At 71.9% G+C, this 14614-nt stretch carries 13 protein-coding genes, 1 pseudogene and 1 riboswitch; of the genes and pseudogenes, 9 read left to right on the top strand and 5 right to left on the bottom strand.

The window, feature by feature from the left end:
• Window positions 1-89: 89 nt before the first annotated feature.
• Window positions 90-557 carry a thioredoxin-dependent thiol peroxidase gene (gene bcp, locus ACWZEH_RS12365; RefSeq protein ID WP_456198120.1) on the bottom strand — a complete coding sequence of 156 codons (468 nt, stop codon included), beginning with the start codon at window positions 555-557 and terminating at the stop codon, window positions 90-92.
• A 153-nt stretch (window positions 558-710) separates the two neighbouring features.
• Here bcp and ACWZEH_RS12360 point away from each other — a divergent pair, with 153 nt between their 5' ends.
• From ACWZEH_RS12360 to ACWZEH_RS12350, 3 genes are all read left to right on the top strand, one after another.
• Window positions 711-1040, top strand: a complete 330-nt coding sequence (locus ACWZEH_RS12360; protein ID WP_456198119.1) for a DUF3618 domain-containing protein — start codon at window positions 711-713, stop codon at window positions 1038-1040.
• 106 nt (window positions 1041-1146) lie between these two features.
• The gene (locus ACWZEH_RS12355; RefSeq protein ID WP_456199570.1) at window positions 1147-1449 is read left to right on the top strand and encodes a GroES family chaperonin; all 303 of its coding nucleotides are present in this window, start codon (window positions 1147-1149) and stop codon (window positions 1447-1449) included.
• Window positions 1450-1535: 86 nt separating this feature from the next.
• Window positions 1536-1595: riboswitch (guanidine-III (ykkC-III) riboswitch) on the top strand.
• Window positions 1596-1636: 41 nt separating this feature from the next.
• Window positions 1637-1957: a DMT family transporter gene (locus ACWZEH_RS12350; RefSeq protein WP_456198118.1), complete on the top strand. Its 321-nt coding sequence runs from the start codon at window positions 1637-1639 to the stop codon at window positions 1955-1957.
• A 100-nt stretch (window positions 1958-2057) separates the two neighbouring features.
• Here the strand turns inward: ACWZEH_RS12350 and ACWZEH_RS12345 are convergent, their stop codons facing one another.
• The gene (locus tag ACWZEH_RS12345) at window positions 2058-4424 is read right to left on the bottom strand and encodes a transglycosylase domain-containing protein (protein ID WP_456198117.1); all 2367 of its coding nucleotides are present in this window, start codon (window positions 4422-4424) and stop codon (window positions 2058-2060) included.
• Window positions 4425-4757: 333 nt separating this feature from the next.
• Here ACWZEH_RS12345 and ACWZEH_RS12340 point away from each other — a divergent pair, with 333 nt between their 5' ends.
• The 4 genes from ACWZEH_RS12340 (at window position 4758) to ACWZEH_RS12325 (ending at window position 8526) form a co-directional block, all read left to right on the top strand.
• Window positions 4758-5564, top strand: coding sequence for an ABC transporter permease (locus tag ACWZEH_RS12340; protein ID WP_456198116.1), 807 nt, complete (start codon window positions 4758-4760; stop codon window positions 5562-5564).
• A gap of 118 nt (window positions 5565-5682) precedes the next feature.
• Window positions 5683-6447 (top strand): ABC transporter permease, encoded by a 765-nt coding sequence (locus tag ACWZEH_RS12335; protein ID WP_456199568.1) that lies wholly within the window; start codon window positions 5683-5685, stop codon window positions 6445-6447.
• A 132-nt stretch (window positions 6448-6579) separates the two neighbouring features.
• Entirely contained in the window at window positions 6580-7635 is a 1056-nt protein-coding gene (locus ACWZEH_RS12330; RefSeq protein WP_456199566.1) for an ABC transporter ATP-binding protein, read from the top strand.
• Window positions 7636-7668: 33 nt separating this feature from the next.
• A complete protein-coding gene (locus tag ACWZEH_RS12325) occupies window positions 7669-8526 on the top strand; it encodes a DUF1707 SHOCT-like domain-containing protein (protein WP_456198115.1) in 858 nt (285 codons plus the stop codon).
• Window positions 8527-8587: 61 nt separating this feature from the next.
• On the opposite strand, the gene ACWZEH_RS12320 is transcribed toward ACWZEH_RS12325, so the two are convergent.
• Window positions 8588-9973 (bottom strand): SGNH/GDSL hydrolase family protein, encoded by a 1386-nt coding sequence (locus ACWZEH_RS12320; RefSeq protein WP_456198114.1) that lies wholly within the window; start codon window positions 9971-9973, stop codon window positions 8588-8590.
• A 291-nt stretch (window positions 9974-10264) separates the two neighbouring features.
• Here ACWZEH_RS12320 and ACWZEH_RS12315 point away from each other — a divergent pair, with 291 nt between their 5' ends.
• Window positions 10265-11779 carry a DUF445 domain-containing protein gene (locus tag ACWZEH_RS12315; protein ID WP_456198113.1) on the top strand — a complete coding sequence of 505 codons (1515 nt, stop codon included), beginning with the start codon at window positions 10265-10267 and terminating at the stop codon, window positions 11777-11779.
• A 193-nt stretch (window positions 11780-11972) separates the two neighbouring features.
• The gene (locus ACWZEH_RS12310) at window positions 11973-12161 is read left to right on the top strand and encodes a hypothetical protein (protein ID WP_456200048.1); all 189 of its coding nucleotides are present in this window, start codon (window positions 11973-11975) and stop codon (window positions 12159-12161) included.
• Window positions 12162-12298: 137 nt separating this feature from the next.
• On the opposite strand, the pseudogene ACWZEH_RS12305 reads toward ACWZEH_RS12310, so the two are convergent.
• Together ACWZEH_RS12305 and ACWZEH_RS12300 are read right to left on the bottom strand one after the other, a co-directional pair.
• Window positions 12299-12748 (bottom strand): annotated as a pseudogene (locus tag ACWZEH_RS12305) (ATP-dependent endonuclease); the annotation flags it as partial.
• A 211-nt stretch (window positions 12749-12959) separates the two neighbouring features.
• Window positions 12960-14600 carry a multicopper oxidase family protein gene (locus ACWZEH_RS12300; RefSeq protein WP_456198112.1) on the bottom strand — a complete coding sequence of 547 codons (1641 nt, stop codon included), beginning with the start codon at window positions 14598-14600 and terminating at the stop codon, window positions 12960-12962.
• Between the last annotated feature and the right edge of the window lie 14 nt (window positions 14601-14614).

Genomic DNA, 14614 nt, shown 5'->3' with positions numbered 1-14614 from the left:
GTAACGAACCGTTTATCGGACGGTCACGCACGACATACGGAACGGCCCGTGCCGGGGTGTCGGTACGGGCCGTTCGTGAGGGCTGCGTCTCAGACGCCCAGGTCTCTGATGATCTTGGCCACGTGGCCCGTCGCCTTGACGTTGTAGAGGGCGCGTTCGACCTTGCCCTCCTCGTCGACGACGACCGTGGAGCGGATCACGCCGACGACCGTCTTGCCGTACAGCTTCTTCTCGCCGAAGGCGCCGTACGCCTCCAGGACCCGCTTGTCGGGGTCGGCGAGGAGGGTGACCTTCAGGGACTCCTGCTCGCGGAACCTGGCGAGCTTCTCGGGCTTGTCGGGGGAGATGCCGACGACGTCGTAGCCCGCGCCGGTCAGCAGGTCCAGGTTGTCGGTGAAGTCGCAGGCCTGCTTGGTGCAGCCGGGGGTGAGCGCCGCCGGGTAGAAGTAGACGATGACCTTGCGGCCCTTGTGGTCGGCCAGGGACACCTCGGTGCCGTCCGCGTCGGGCAGGGTGAAGGCGGGGGCCACGTCTCCGGGCTCGAGGCGTTCGCTCATCGGTCGGGTCTCCTCTTACGTGCACGCTGGGTGGATCGGATGCCGGGATCGAGGGTATCCGGGTGCCCTGACCGTGCGGTGCGGCGCGAAGCTGACAGACTGTCCGGCACAGGTACGGCTTTTATGGTTTCAGCGGATTTCGGAGGCGACACGGTGGCGGACACGGCGGACACCAGGACCCCGGCGCAGATCGAGGCGGACATCAGTCGCCGCCGCGCGGTGCTGGCCGAGACCCTGGACGAGATCGGTGCGCGGGTGCATCCGAAGACGATCGTCGGGGACGCGAAGGCGAGGGTCGCGTCCAACGTCGATCACACGCTCGGCAGGGCGTACGTCGGTGTCAATCGTGTGGTGAGCGACGTCAAGGCGCAGTTCGTGGACGTGGACGGGTCGCCGCGGCTCGAGCGGGTCGTGCCGGCCGCGGTGCTGGTGGTGGGCGTGGTGGGGCTGCTGGTCCTGGGGTCGCGTCGGCGCGGGCGCTGACCCGGACCCGATCGCGTACGTCCGTGGTGAAGGCGGGTAGGTTTCAGGTGTGAGCGCCAAGAAGAACGAGCACGATTCCCGGCACGACGACAAGCTGCCCATCCGGATGCTGCACGACCGCGTACTCGTGCGGCAGGACGCGAGCGAGGGCGAGCGGCGGTCCGGGGGTGGCATCCTGATTCCCGCGACGGCGGCGGTCGGCCGTCGGCTGGCCTGGGCCGAGGTCGTCGCGGTGGGCCAGAACGTCCGGACGGTGGAGCCGGGTGACCGGGTGCTGTACGACCCGGAGGACCGCGCGGAGGTCGAGGTGCGGGGTACCGCGTACGTGCTCATGCGCGAGCGTGATCTGCACGCCGTGGCCGCGGACCGGTTCGAGGGGTCGGAGGACTCGACGGGCCTGTACCTGTAGGCCGGTGGGCCGGTGGGGCTGTGCGGAGGGGCTGGTGACCATGGTCACCAGCCCCTCCGGCTGTCCCGGCCGGGGTTCTAGGGTGGGGGGACCCACTGGGCCCCGACGAGACGCGCCGTACCGGGGTGAGGCAAAGACGACGCACTCCCGTTTCGACGTGTCGAGTGGTGTTCTGGAGGTGCCTGTCGTGGCGTGGGTCCTGTTGGTCGTGGCCGGTCTGCTCGAGGTGGGCTGGGCGGTCGGGATGAAGTACACCGAGGGGTTCACCCGGCCGGTGCCCAGTCTGCTCACCGGCGCCGGCATCGTGGCGAGCATGGTGCTGCTGTCGTACGCGGCGAAGACGCTGCCGATCGGTACGGCGTACGGCGTGTGGGTGGGGATCGGTGCCGCCGGGGCGGCGGTGCTGGGCATGGCGGTGCTGGGGGAGCCGGTGACCGCCGCCCGGATCTTCTTCGTGTGTCTGCTGGTGGTCGCGGTGGTGGGGTTGAAGGCGACGTCGGGGCACTGAGGGGTCCTTGCGCCATGAGCGCCCGATGAGGTCGCGTGGTCCGGGTGGGCGTGGTGCGAGGACCTCTGAGTCCCCTCGGCGCGGGAGCCGCGCGGTGTGGTCAGTCGTCGCGGTGGCGTGGGATGAATCCGGTGAGGCCGCCGCGGCCGCCCGTGCCGGTGTCCTCGCCGGTTCCGCCCGTCCCGCCGGTTTCCCCGGGGCCGCCGCCGGCCGCGTCGCCCGTGGTGCCGCCGGTCGGCCCGTCCGTGGTCCCGCCGGTCTCCCCGGTGCCGGCGTCCGTGCCGCCGCCGGCCGTGGTGTCGCCGTTGGTGCCGTCGTTCGTCCCGTCTCCGGTGCCCTCGTTCTCGCCGGTGCTGTCGCCCGGGCGCGGGCTGCGGTTCGTGCTTGCGTCCTGTCCGGGGGTCCTGGACGTGTCGTCGCCCGGGGCGGTGGCGGACGGGCCGGAGTCGGCGGTGGGCGGTGCGGTCCGTTCGGCGCCGGGCTGCAGGTCGAGGTCGAAGTCGCTGACGGGTTCGCCCTCCAGCGCGTCCCGGGTGAACTGGGCCCAGATCTCGGCGGGTGCCCCGCCGCCGTTGACGCGGGGCATGCCCATCGCGCCGTAGAGCTTCTCCTGGGCGGCGGTGTCCGGGTTCTGGCCCATGACCGCCACGACGGTGGCGAGTTCGGGGGTGTAGCCGGCGAACCAGGCGGCCTTGTCCTCCTCCGCGGTGCCGGTCTTGCCGGCGGCGGGGCGGCCCGCGCCGAGGGCGGCGGCCGCGGTGCCGTTCTGGACGACGCCGCGCAGGACGGCGGTGGTGGTGTCGGCGGCTTCGCGGCTGACGGCCCGGCGGGTCTTCCGTTCGGGCAGCGGCACCGTCTCCTCCCCGTCCTTGGTGATCTTCTCGATCAGGACGGGGTCGCCGTGCACGCCGTGGTTGGCGAGGGTCGCGTACGCCTCGGCCATGTCCAGGGTGCTGGCGGTGGCGACGCCGAGGGCGATGGACGGGGAGGGGGTCAGTTCGGGTGTGGTGGAGGGGATGCCGAGGCCGATGGCGGTCTGCTGGACCTTGTCGGGGCCGACGTCGACCGCCATCTGGGCGTAGACGGTGTTGACGGACTTGTCGGTGGCTTCGCGGACGGTGATGTCGCCGTACGACCGGTCGTCCTCGTTGGCCGGGTCGTAGCGGTCGCCGGGCCAGCCCTCGACGGGCCGCTTGTTGGTGCCGTCGTAGACGGTGTTCGGGGTGATGGGGCGGCCGTCCTGGGTGCGGGAGCCGTTCTCGACGGCCGAGGCGAACACGAACGGTTTGAAGATGGAGCCGACCTGGTAGTCCCTGCGGGTGGCGTTGGGGGTGTACTGCTTGACGTAGTCGATGCCGTTGTACATCGCGCGGACCTTGCCGGTCTTCGGTTCGACGGCGGTGCCGCCGGCGCGGACGTACGTGTCGACCTCGCGTTCCTCCTGGTCGAGCCGGTCCGTCAGGTTGTCGTTGACGGAGTCGACGAAGGCGTCCTGCTTGTCCTTGTGCAGGGTCGTGGTGATGCGGTAGCCGCCCGCGTCGAGTTCCTCCTCGTCCACGATCCTGTTCTCGGTCAGGTGGTCCTTCATGATCTGCACGATGTAGCCGCGCTGGCCGGACATGCCGGTGGAGTTGGTGTTCCCCTTGGGGGTGGGGAACGTCAGTCCGGCCCGCTCGGCGGCGCTCAGCCAGCCCTTCTCGACCATGCCGTCCAGGACGTAGTTCCAGCGGGACTCGGCGGCCGGGCGGTTCTCCGGGTGGGTGACGACGTCGTACTGGCTGGGGGCGTTGACCAGGGCGGCGAGGTAGGCGGCGCGGCCGGCGTCGAGGTCCTTGGCGTCCACGCCGTAGTAGGCGTGGGCGGCGGCCTGGATGCCGTAGGCGTTGCGGCCGAAGTAGCTGGTGTTGAGGTAGCCCTCGAGGATCTTTTCCTTGCTCTGCTCGCGGTCCAGTTTGATGGAGATGAAGAACTCCTTCACCTTGCGGGTGACGGTCTGCTCCTGCCGCAGGTAGTAGTTCTTCACGTACTGCTGGGTGATGGTGGAGCCGGACTGCTTGCCCTTGCCGGTGGCGGTGTTCCAGGCGGCGCGGATCATGGCCTGGGGGTCGATGGCGGACTCGGTGTAGAAGTTGCGGTCCTCGGCGGCGAGGATGGCGTGCTGCGCGTCCTTCGAGATCCGGCCGAGGCCGACGTTCTCCCGGTTGATCTCGCCGTCCCGGGCGATGACGGAGCCGTCGGCGTAGAGGTAGACGTTGGCCTGCTTGATCGCGAGGGCGTTGGCGGGCGGGATCTGCACGAGGGTGTAGCCGAGGAGGAAGACGCCGAGGAGCAGGAGTGCGGTGAGGAGGAAGGCGCTGAGCGTCGTCCGCCAGGTGGGGACGATCCGGCGCCATCCGGTGCGCCCGCGCCTCGGCTCTCGGGGGCCCCAGCCCTGGCCGGGCTGCTGTGGCTGCGGCTCGTCGCTCATGTCGTGCACGGACTCCTGTTTCGCCTTGTTCCTGCGGGTGTGGCCGGTACGGCCGTTACGGCTGCTACGGCGGTGACGGGCGGTACGCGTGATGTGTGCGTGTACGCGTTGTGCGTCCCCTTATAGAAGACTGTCGCATCCGGTGAACCGTTCCTGTCGGCGGCGCGTGTCGGTCCGCCGTCCGGCATCTCACACGTATGGCCCCGGAGGGCCGGAAAATGCCTGGCAGGGCGTGGGTCGTCGGTACTAGGTTCGTGCGCTTGGGCGTCTTCGGGGACGTCGGACGAATACGCCGGGCGGGTGCGCGGGGCGGGGCGGGGACCGGAGGCGGTTGTGGGGTCAGGCACGGCCCGGTTGTACGCGGCGGTCGCGGTGGGCGGCTTCCGGCGGTACGCGACCTACCGGGCGGCGACGGCGGCCGGGGTGTTCACCAACACCGTCTTCGGTCTGATCCTCGTGTACACGTACCTGGCGTTGTGGAGCGAGCGGCCGGACCTGGGGGGATACGGGCAGGCGCAGGCGGTCACGTACGTGTGGCTGGGGCAGGCGCTCTACGCGACGCTGGCCATTCAGGGCGGCGGCTTCGAGATCGAGCTGATGGAGCGGATCCGTACGGGTGCCGTCGCGATCGACCTGTACCGGCCGGCCGACCTGCAGGGGTGGTGGCTGGCGCAGGACCTGGGCCGCTCGGTGTTCCAGCTCCTGGGACGGGGCGTGGTCCCCTTCCTGTTCGGGGTGGCGGTCTTCCCCGTGGCGCTGCCGGACGATGCGCTGACCTGGTCCGCCTTCCTGACGACGGTGGTGCTGGCGATGGTGGTCAGTTTCGCGATCCGCTATCTGGTGGCACTGAGCGCGTTCTGGCTGCTGGACGGCACGGGGATGATGCAGATGCTGATGATCGTGGGGATGTTCTGCTCGGGCCTGGTGCTGCCGCTGAACGTCTTCCCGGGCGTGTTCGGCGAGGTCGTGCGGATGCTGCCCTGGGCGGCGCTGCTCCAGGGCCCGGCCGACGTCCTGATGGGGGAGACGGGCGCGCTGCGGGTCTTCGCGCTGCAGGGCGCGTGGGCGGTGGCGCTGCTGGCGGTGGGGCGGCTGCTGCAGACGGCGGCGACCCGGCGGGTGGTGGTCCAGGGTGGCTGAGGGCGGCGGACGGATCGGAGGGTTCGATTCCGGTTCTGGTTCTGGTTCTGGTTCCGGGCGGCTCGGCAGGTGGTCCGGGGTGGTGCGGGGGGTGCGCGCGTACGGGCTGATCGCGGGGATGTGGATCCGCTCGACCCTGGTGTACCGGACGTCGTTCGTACTGACGACCATCGGCGGTGTCGCGGTGACCGGCCTTGACTTCGTCGGTATCGCGCTGATGTTCTCGCACGTCGACGTGCTGGCCGGCCATGTCCTGGCCGAGGTGGCCTTCCTGTACGGCCTGTCCATGGTGTCGTTCGGCATCGCGGATCTGGCGCTGGGCTCGATGGACCGGCTGGGGCGCCGGGTGCGGGACGGCACGCTCGACACGCTGCTGGTGCGGCCGGTGCCGGTGCTCGCGCAGGTCGCCGCGGACCGCTTCGCCCCGCGCCGCGTGGGGCGCCTGGTACAGGGGCTGGTGGTCCTCGGCTGGGCCGTCGCCGCGCTCGACGTCGACTGGACGGTCGTGAAGCTGGTGCTGGTGCCGGTGACGGTGGTCAGCGGCGCGGCGATCTTCTGCGCGGTGTTCGTGGGGGGCGCGGCCTTCCAGTTCGTGGCGCAGGACGCGTCCGAGGTGCAGAACGCGTTCACCTACGGCGGTCAGACGATGCTGCAGTATCCGCCGGTGCTGTTCGCGCAGGAACTGGTGCGCGGGGTGACGTTCGTGCTGCCGCTCGCCTTCGTCAACTGGGTTCCCGCGTCCTACGTGCTGGGGCGGCCGTATCCGCTGGACCTGCCCGGGTGGGCGGCGTTCGCGGCGCCGGCCGTGGCCGCGGTGTGCTGCGCGGCGGCCGGGTGGGCGTGGCGGGCGGGACTGCGTTCGTATCGGAGTACAGGGAGTTAGTGGGCCGTGGGCAACGACAGCGCGTACGAGGAGTGCGAAGGCGGCGACGACAGGGGCCGCGGCAGCGGTGGCGGAGGCCGCGGGGACGGAGGCCGCGGTGACGGTGACGGGAGCCGCGAGGACCGGGAGTTCATCCTTCTCGACCGGGTGGAGAAGGTCTTCGACGTGCGGAGGAGGACCGGGTTCATGAAGCGGGAGCGGCGGCGGGTGCGGGCCGTGGACTCGCTCTCGTTCTCCGTGGCCCGTGGTGAGATGGTCGGCTACATCGGGCCGAACGGCGCGGGCAAGTCGACCACGATCAAGATGCTGACCGGGATCCTCACCCCGAGCGGCGGCCGGCTGCGGGTGGCCGGCATCGACCCCACCCGGGAACGGATGCGGCTGGCGCACCGCATAGGGGTGGTGTTCGGGCAGCGGACGACGCTGTGGTGGGATCTGCCGCTGCTCGACTCGTACCGGCTGATGCACCGCATGTACCGGATTCCCGACGCCCGTTATCGCGCGAACCTGGACCGGCTCGTCGAACTCCTCGACCTGGGCGACCTGTTGGACACCCCGGTACGGCAGCTCTCCCTGGGGCAGCGGATGCGCGGTGACATCGCGGCGGCGCTGCTGCACGACCCGGAGGTGCTGTACCTGGACGAGCCGACGATCGGTCTGGACGTCATCTCCAAGAGCAGGGTGCGGGACTTCCTGCGGGAGCTGAACGCCGAACGGGCCACGACGGTGCTGCTGACCACGCACGACCTCCAGGACATCGAGCAGTTGTGCTCGCGGGTGATGGTCATCGACCACGGCCGCCTGATGTACGACGGTGCGCTCGCCGGCCTGCACCGGGCGGGGGAGAGCGAACGGACGCTGGTGGTGGACCTGGAACGGGAGGTGCCGCCGATCGACGTGCCGGCCCCCGCGCGGGTGGTGCGGGTGGAGGGGCCGAGGCAGTGGCTGGCGTTCCCGGCGGCGCAGTCGGCGGCCCCGCTGGTGGCGCGGATCGCGGCGGAGTACCCGCTGGTGGACCTTTCGGTGCGGGAGCCGGACATCGAGGCCGTGATCGCGAAGATGTACGCGGAGCGGGCGGAGCAGGGGGGCCGGGCGGGCCAGGGGGATCGGGCGGATCGGGTGGAGGAGGCCGCCGAAGGCACCTCGCCCGACGCCCGGGGCGAGGGCGCCGGACGGGTGGTCTCGTAGCCCTCGGCCGGGGGACCTCGTAGGCTGCTGTGTATGACCGACGACGCAGTCCCGGACCTCCGCGCCTCCGATGCCGACCGCGAGCGGGTCGCCGCCGTCCTGCGGGACGCCGTCGCCGAGGGGCGTCTGGACATGGAGGAGTTCGAGGAGCGGCTGGACGCGACGTACAAGGCGCGGACCTACCGGGAACTCGAGCCGATCACCCGCGACCTGCCCGCCCCCGGGGTGTCCGCCCCCGTCGTCGACCTGACCAAGTCCCCCGAGCCGGGCGGCGACTGGGCGAGCCGGGTGGGCGTCGGCGGTGACACACCGTCGACGTGGGCCGTCGCCGTGATGTCGGGGTTCCAGCGCAAGGGCCGGTGGACGGCGCCGCGGAGGTTCAACTGCTTCGCCTTCTGGGGCGGCGGCGAGATCGATCTGCGCGAGGCGGACTTCGCCGGCCGCGAGATCGTGATCAACGCGGTCGCGATCATGGGCGGGGTCGACATCATCGTCCCGCCGGGCGTCGAGGTCGTCGTCCGCGGCGTCGGCATCATGGGCGGTTTCGACCACCCCGAGGAGAACGTGCGGAGCGACCCGGGCGCCCCGCGTGTGATCGTCTCGGGTCTGGCCTTCTGGGGTGGTGTCGGCGTCAGGCGCAAGCTGCCCCGGGCGCAGAAGCAGCAACTCCGCGAGGAGCGCCGCCGCGAGAAGCTGGAGCGCAGGGCGAACCGTCGCAACGGAGTGCGGGGCGGTGACGCGGACCGCCGCGAACCGGACGCCTCCTCGTCCGGCCGGGCCTCCCTGGGCTTCGGCCACGGCGGCCTGGGCCACGGTTCCCTCGGCTTCGACTCCCTGCACGGCCGCCGCGCCGAGGAGCAGGGCGAGCGCCGCCGCGACCGGGACCGCTGACCCGACCGGGCGGGGCGGAGCCGGGGCCCGGAGGTGGTGGCCCGGGTCGGCCGGCCGCCCCCTACAGCTTCGCCGGCGCCCCGCCCGACAGGTCGTCCAGGTCGAAGGCCTCGGCCATCCGGGTGTATCCCCGGTCGCTCGGGTGCAGATGGTCGCCCGAGTCGTAGACGGAGCGCAGCCGGCGCGGGTCGTACGGGTCGCGCAGGGCCCGGTCGAAGTCGACGACGGCGTCGAAGACGTGTCCCGCGCGGATCTCCGCGTTGATCTCCTGCCGTACGCCCTCGCGCGCGTCGGTGTAGCCGCGGTGGCCGCCGAACGGCATCAGGGTCGAGCCGACGACCTTCAGCCCGCGGGCGTGGGCGCGGTCGACGAGCGTGCCGAGCCCGCCGACGATCGCGTCCGGGTCGGCGAGGTCCGGGTCGCGCAGGATGTCGTTGACGCCGAGGAGGACGACGACGACCCTGACGTTCGGACGGCCGAGGACGTCGCGGTCGAAGCGGTTCAGGGCGCTGGTGTTCTCCGCGGGGCGGCCGAGGCCGTCGGAGAGGACCCGGTTGCCGCTGATGCCCCCGTTGACGACGCTGTAGCGCGGTACGTCCCGGCCGGCCGCGGCCGCTTCGCGCAGCCGGTCGGACAGGATGTCCGGCCAGCGGTTGTTGGCTCCGGTGGTGGAGGTGCTGCCGTCGGTGAGCGAGTCGCCCAGGGCGACGACGGTGCCCTGCGCGTCCTTGCTCAGCACGTCCAGCGCGGTCAGGTAGCGCCAGTAGGCGCTCTCCTGCGTGTACACGGCGCCGGCCGTGTCCCGGGTGTGCTCGCCGACGGCGGCGTACGAGGTCTGGCGCGAGTACGTGTGGCGGGTGACCGGCCCGGAGCCGGTGGGGGAGTACGTGGTGACCAGCACGTCCCCGTCGTGCGGGACGGCGATGCGTACGGCGTCGCTCACCACCCGGCCGCCGGGCGGGACGACGACGGCGGTGTGGCCGCGGAAGGTGACCTGCCGCATGGTGTCGGCGAGTGCCGCCGCGCCGCCCCGGCCCGCGGAGAGGGCGATCGAGGCGTGGCTGATGGTGAGCGGGGACTGTCCGTAGAGGTTGGACAGGGTGATCCGGGCGGCGGTGCCGCCGACGCCGGTGTGCACGACGTTGCGCAGCGAGCGGTTTGCGAGGCCGGTCGTCTCGGTGCCGGGCTCGCCGCCGACCGGGGAGGCCGCCCAGGAGGAGACCCAGGTGCCGGCAAAGGCCGGTGCGGCCGGGTTCTGGCGCCCGTCGCGGCCGCCGGCGAGGGTCTCACGGTCCCTCGTGCCGTCGCCGTACAGGCCGGACGGCAGCCCGGACACCCCGACGTATATGGCGGCGGACACTGCCACGATCGCGGCGATCACCGCGGCGAGCAGGGCGCGGTACTTCGTGGAAGGCGCTTCCGCGCCCCCGTCACGTCCCCCGGTCATGCTGTTTCTGTTCTCCTCGGACGATCGGAGCACGAGGCTCCGTACGGATGAGCCCATGATGCGTCATGGGCGGGTGGCGGTCCGACAGGACTCCACCAGGACCCCCGTCAGGGCGTCGCCGGGACTCCACCGGCACCCCGCCGGAGTGCTCTCGGCGTGCTCCCGGGTGACGGTCGGGCCGCCCGTGGAACAGACGCCGGGAACTCCTGTTCCGTTCCGGGAGTCGGTCGGGAAGGGACAATGTGTGAGGGATCACCGGACAGGTGCAACGGACGGAGCGGGGCGGAGCAGATGGAACCGATCGAGCGGACCGGGCGGACCGGGCGGACGGGAGAGGCGGGCACGGCCGGCACCCCGGGCAGCACGGACGACCCGGGTGCCACGGACACCCCGCGCGCCGGGGACGCCCGGGCCGGCGAGGGCGGACGGGCCGGCGAGGGCGGACGGGCCGGCGGGGACGGACGGGCCGGCGAGGACCCCCGGGCCGGCGAGGGCGGACGGACGCAGGCCCGCTCCCGCCCCGGGGCCGTCCCGCACCGCGCGATGACGACGTTCAGTCCGGCGGACGAGGAGAAGCGGCGCGGAGTGCGCCGGATGAAGCTCATCGCCACCGGGCTGCTGCTGTTCGTCGCCGTGGTGTACGTCCTGGCCGAGTGGGCGTCCCACGCGGGCGCCGGCGCCTGGGCGGGCTACGTCGCCGCGGCGGCGGAGGCGGGCATGGTCGGCGCGCTCGCCGACTGGTTCGCCGTGACCGCCCTGTTCCGCCACCCCCTGGGCCTGCGCATCCCGCACACCGCGATCATCCCCACCAAGAAGGACCAGCTCGGCGTCTCCCTGGGCGACTTCGTCGGCGAGAACTTCCTCTCCGAGGACGTCGTCCGCGGACGGCTGCGCTCCGTCGGCATCGGCAGCCGGCTCGGCGCCTGGCTGGCGGTGCCCGAACACGCCGACCGGGTCACCGCCGAGCTGTCGGCCGCCCTGCGCGGCGCGCTGACCGTCCTGCGCGACTCCGACGTCCAGGCGGTGGTCGGAGAGGCGATCACGCGCCGCGCGGACGCCCAGGAGATCGCGCCCGGCATGGGCAAGATGCTGGAGAAGGTCGTCGCCGACGGCGGCCACAAGAAGGCCGTCGACGTCGTCGTCGCCCGCGCCCACGACTGGCTCGTGCTGCACGGCGACTCCGTGATGAACGCCGTGCAGGGCGGCGCTCCCGGCTGGACCCCGAAATTCGTGGACCGCAAGGTCGGCGACCGCGTCTACAAGGAACTGCTGCGCTTCATCACCGAGATGCGCGACATGCCCGCCCACCCCGCGCGCGGCGCCCTCGACCGCTTCCTCACCGACTTCGCCTCCGACCTCCAGTCCGACACCGAGACCCGCGCCCGGATCGAACGGCTCAAGGGCGAGATCCTCGACCGCGACGAGGTCCAGGACCTGATCGCCTCCACGTGGACCGCCGTACGATCCATGATCGTCTCCGCGGCGGAGGACGAGCGCAGCGAACTGCGGCTGCGCGTCCGCGCCTCGCTGCTGTCGCTGGGCGCGCGCATGTCGGCCGACACCAGGCTGCAGGGCAAGGTCGACGGCTGGCTGGAGAGCGCCGCGGTGTACGTCGTCACCACCTACCGGGGGGAGATCACCTCCCTGATCACGGACACCGTGGCGGGCTGGGACGCCGAGCACACGACGAAGAAGATCGAGGCCAACATCGGCCGCGACCTCCAGTTCATCCGCATCAACGGCACGGTCGTCGGCTCCCTGGCCGGCCTGACGATCTACACGGTGTCGCAGGCGATCGGGGGGTAGGGCGGCCGGCGGCGGCGGGCGCGGGGCGTGGAAACGAGGCCCGGGGGAAACCGGTGTCGGTTCGCCCCGCCGAGGAATGAGTCCGTGGCCGCAGCACAGCCCGGGTCCCTGAGCACGATCACCACCGCCATCCCCGCCCGCCCGCCTCCCCCGGTCGCGTCGGCACTGGTCGATCGTCATCGGCCTCGGCACCGTGTGGATCCTTGACGGCCTTGACGGCCTTGACGGCCTTGACGGCCTTGACGGCCTTGACGGCCTTGACGGCCTTGACGCCGTCCTCGCCTTCCGGATCGGCGCCGGACCGATGTGCGCAGCGGGCCCGGTCGCCGTCTTCCTCGCGGTCGACGCGGAACGCCGCGCCTTGGAGGACATCGCCCCCTGACGGCGACCGACCCGAAGGCGGCGGCCCCGGGGGAGGGGACGGCACGGGACAAGAGTCGGGCCGGCGGTGAGAGTGCCTCACCCGTGCCCGTGGTCCACCCGTGCCCGTCGGCATTACGGGCAGGGGCGGAGGCGGTCTCAGAGGCCGGCGAACAGACCGTCGAGCGGGGCGGGTACGCGGTCGGGTTCGAGGGCCTCGACGAGGACGCGCCCGTAGCGGATCTTGCGCCCCTTCTTCGTGCCGAGGAAGCGCCGCAACTGCTGTTGCGGGGTGCGGCCCTGCTGTGCGGGCTGGCGCAGGAACGTCTGCAGGGCGCGCAGGTCCCCCTCGGCCCGGACGAGTTCCTCCACCCGGGCCACACCCAGCGCGCGGATCAACTCGTCCTCCAGATCCGCCGCGCAGACGAAGAACCGCTGCGGCCGTGCCGTACCGGCCACTTCGGCCGCCCCGTCCAGAGCGCGGGCGTAGAAAGGCCGTTCCCTCTCGTCGCACAGCCCCGTCAGGCGCAGGCCCAGGCCGGGCGGTGGCCCGAGGAGCCGGGCGAAGCGCCCGACGCTCATCGCCCCGCCCATCGGCAGGACGCACACCGTTCGCTCTGGCTGCGGTCAGGCAGACCGCGACGGGCCCCGCGTCATGGCGGCGGGCACCGGCGAGTCCGCGCACCGGACCGTGCCTCGAAAGCCGTTCACCGGAGCGCTCCGACGAGGGGAACGGCCCGGTGAGCCCGGGATCGCGCCGGCAGACCGCGCCGGCCCCGAGTACCCGCGGCCGGCGGGGAAGCCGATGCCGCCGCCGTCCTCACCTCTGGTAACCGAGGATGGTCATCATGCCGGATTCGGAGTGGTACTGGTTGTGGCAGTGCAGCATCCACAGGCCCGGGTTGTCGGCGTTGAAGTCGACGACGAGTCTGCGGTGCGGCAGTACCAGGGCGGTGTCCTTGCGGGCCCCGCCCGCGTTGGCGCCGGTGAAGGCGAAGGTGTGGCCGTGCAGATGCATGGGGTGCCACATGTCGGTGGCGTTGGTGAAGGTCAGGCGGACCCGTTCTCCTTCCCGGACGGGGTGGCGTTGTTCGATGGAGTAGGGCCGGCCGTCGAGGCTCCAGTCGAACTGCCTCATGCTGCCGGTCAGTCTGAAGTGCAGCTCGCGGTCCGGGGCGCGGTCGCAGAGGGCCACGGATTCGTCCGGCACCAGCCGTGCGGCCGGCACGAGCCGGCCGTCGAGCTCGTCCGGATGCGCGGAGCATCCGGGGAAGCTGCCGCTGCCGGTACGCAGGACCGCCAGGGCCCTCGCGTTCTTGCCTTCGGCGAGCGCGACCAGCGGGAACACCCCGTCCTTGGCGGTGACGAGCACGTCGTAGCGTTCGGCCATGCCCAGCAGCAGTGCGTCCGTCCGCGTGTGCTCGACCGGGTAGCCGTCCGTGTGCGTCACGGTCATCTCGTGGCCGCCGAGTGCGACCCGGAAGGCCGTGTCGCCCCCGGCGTTGATGATCCGCAACCGGATCCGGTCCCCGGGGCAGGCCCGGAAAACCGAAGCGGCTTTCGGGAGACGGCCGTTGATCAGGTAGTGGGGGTAGTCGACATGACCGCCCGCGCTGTCCAGCACGCGGCTGTGCCCCTTGTGCAGGACGCGGGAGGGGCCGGCGGGCTTGTCGGGGGCGGGCATCGAGTCATGTGCGGCCTCCTCGCCCATGTCCATCGGGACACTCCTGCCGTTGTGCAACTGCGTGAGCACGCCGTCCGGAGTGGAGCCGTCCACGCCGTCCACCCAGTCGTCCAGGACGACGACCCACTCCTTGTCGTAGCACAGCGGTTCCCTGGGGTCCTCGACGATCAGCGGGGCGTACAGGCCGCGGTCGAGCTGCATTCCCGAGTGCGAGTGCAGCCAGTGCGTGCCCGGATGCGAGACGGCGAAGCGGTAGGTGAAGTCCTTGCCGGGCTCGATGGAGCGCTGGGTCAGGCCCGGTACGCCGTCCATGTCGCAGCGCAGACGGATACCGTGCGAGTGCAGCGTCGTAGCCACGGGCAGGTAGTTGACGAGCGTGAGATTGAGGATGTCACCCGCGGTGGCCCGGATCTCCCTGCCGGGCAGCACGTCACCGTACGCCCATGACCTGACGACCTGCCCGCCCAGGTCGAGGGACGTCTCGGTGGCGGTCAGCACGACCGTGCGCAGGGGGCCGGACCCGCGTTCCCTCTCGGCGGCGAGGACCTCGGGATCGGACGGGTTCACGTACCCCTGGGGCCCCCTGGGTACGAAACCACCGACGTGGCGGCCGGGGGCCCCGGCCACCGGGCGGGCGCCGGTCCCGGAGGGCGGACCGGACGCAGGGCGGGGGCCGGGCCCGGAGTGCGAGCCGGGTCCGGAGCAGGCGGCCAGGGCTCCCGCGCCGATGGCCGTGATCGAGGCACCCAGCAAGGTGCGCCGCGTAGGTGAGTGCATAACTGAATAACACA

The organism is Streptomyces yamdrokensis, assembly GCF_053890455.1.
Note: the sequence above shows the minus strand (reverse complement) of the source record. Positions and strands in the feature narration are given on the sequence as shown.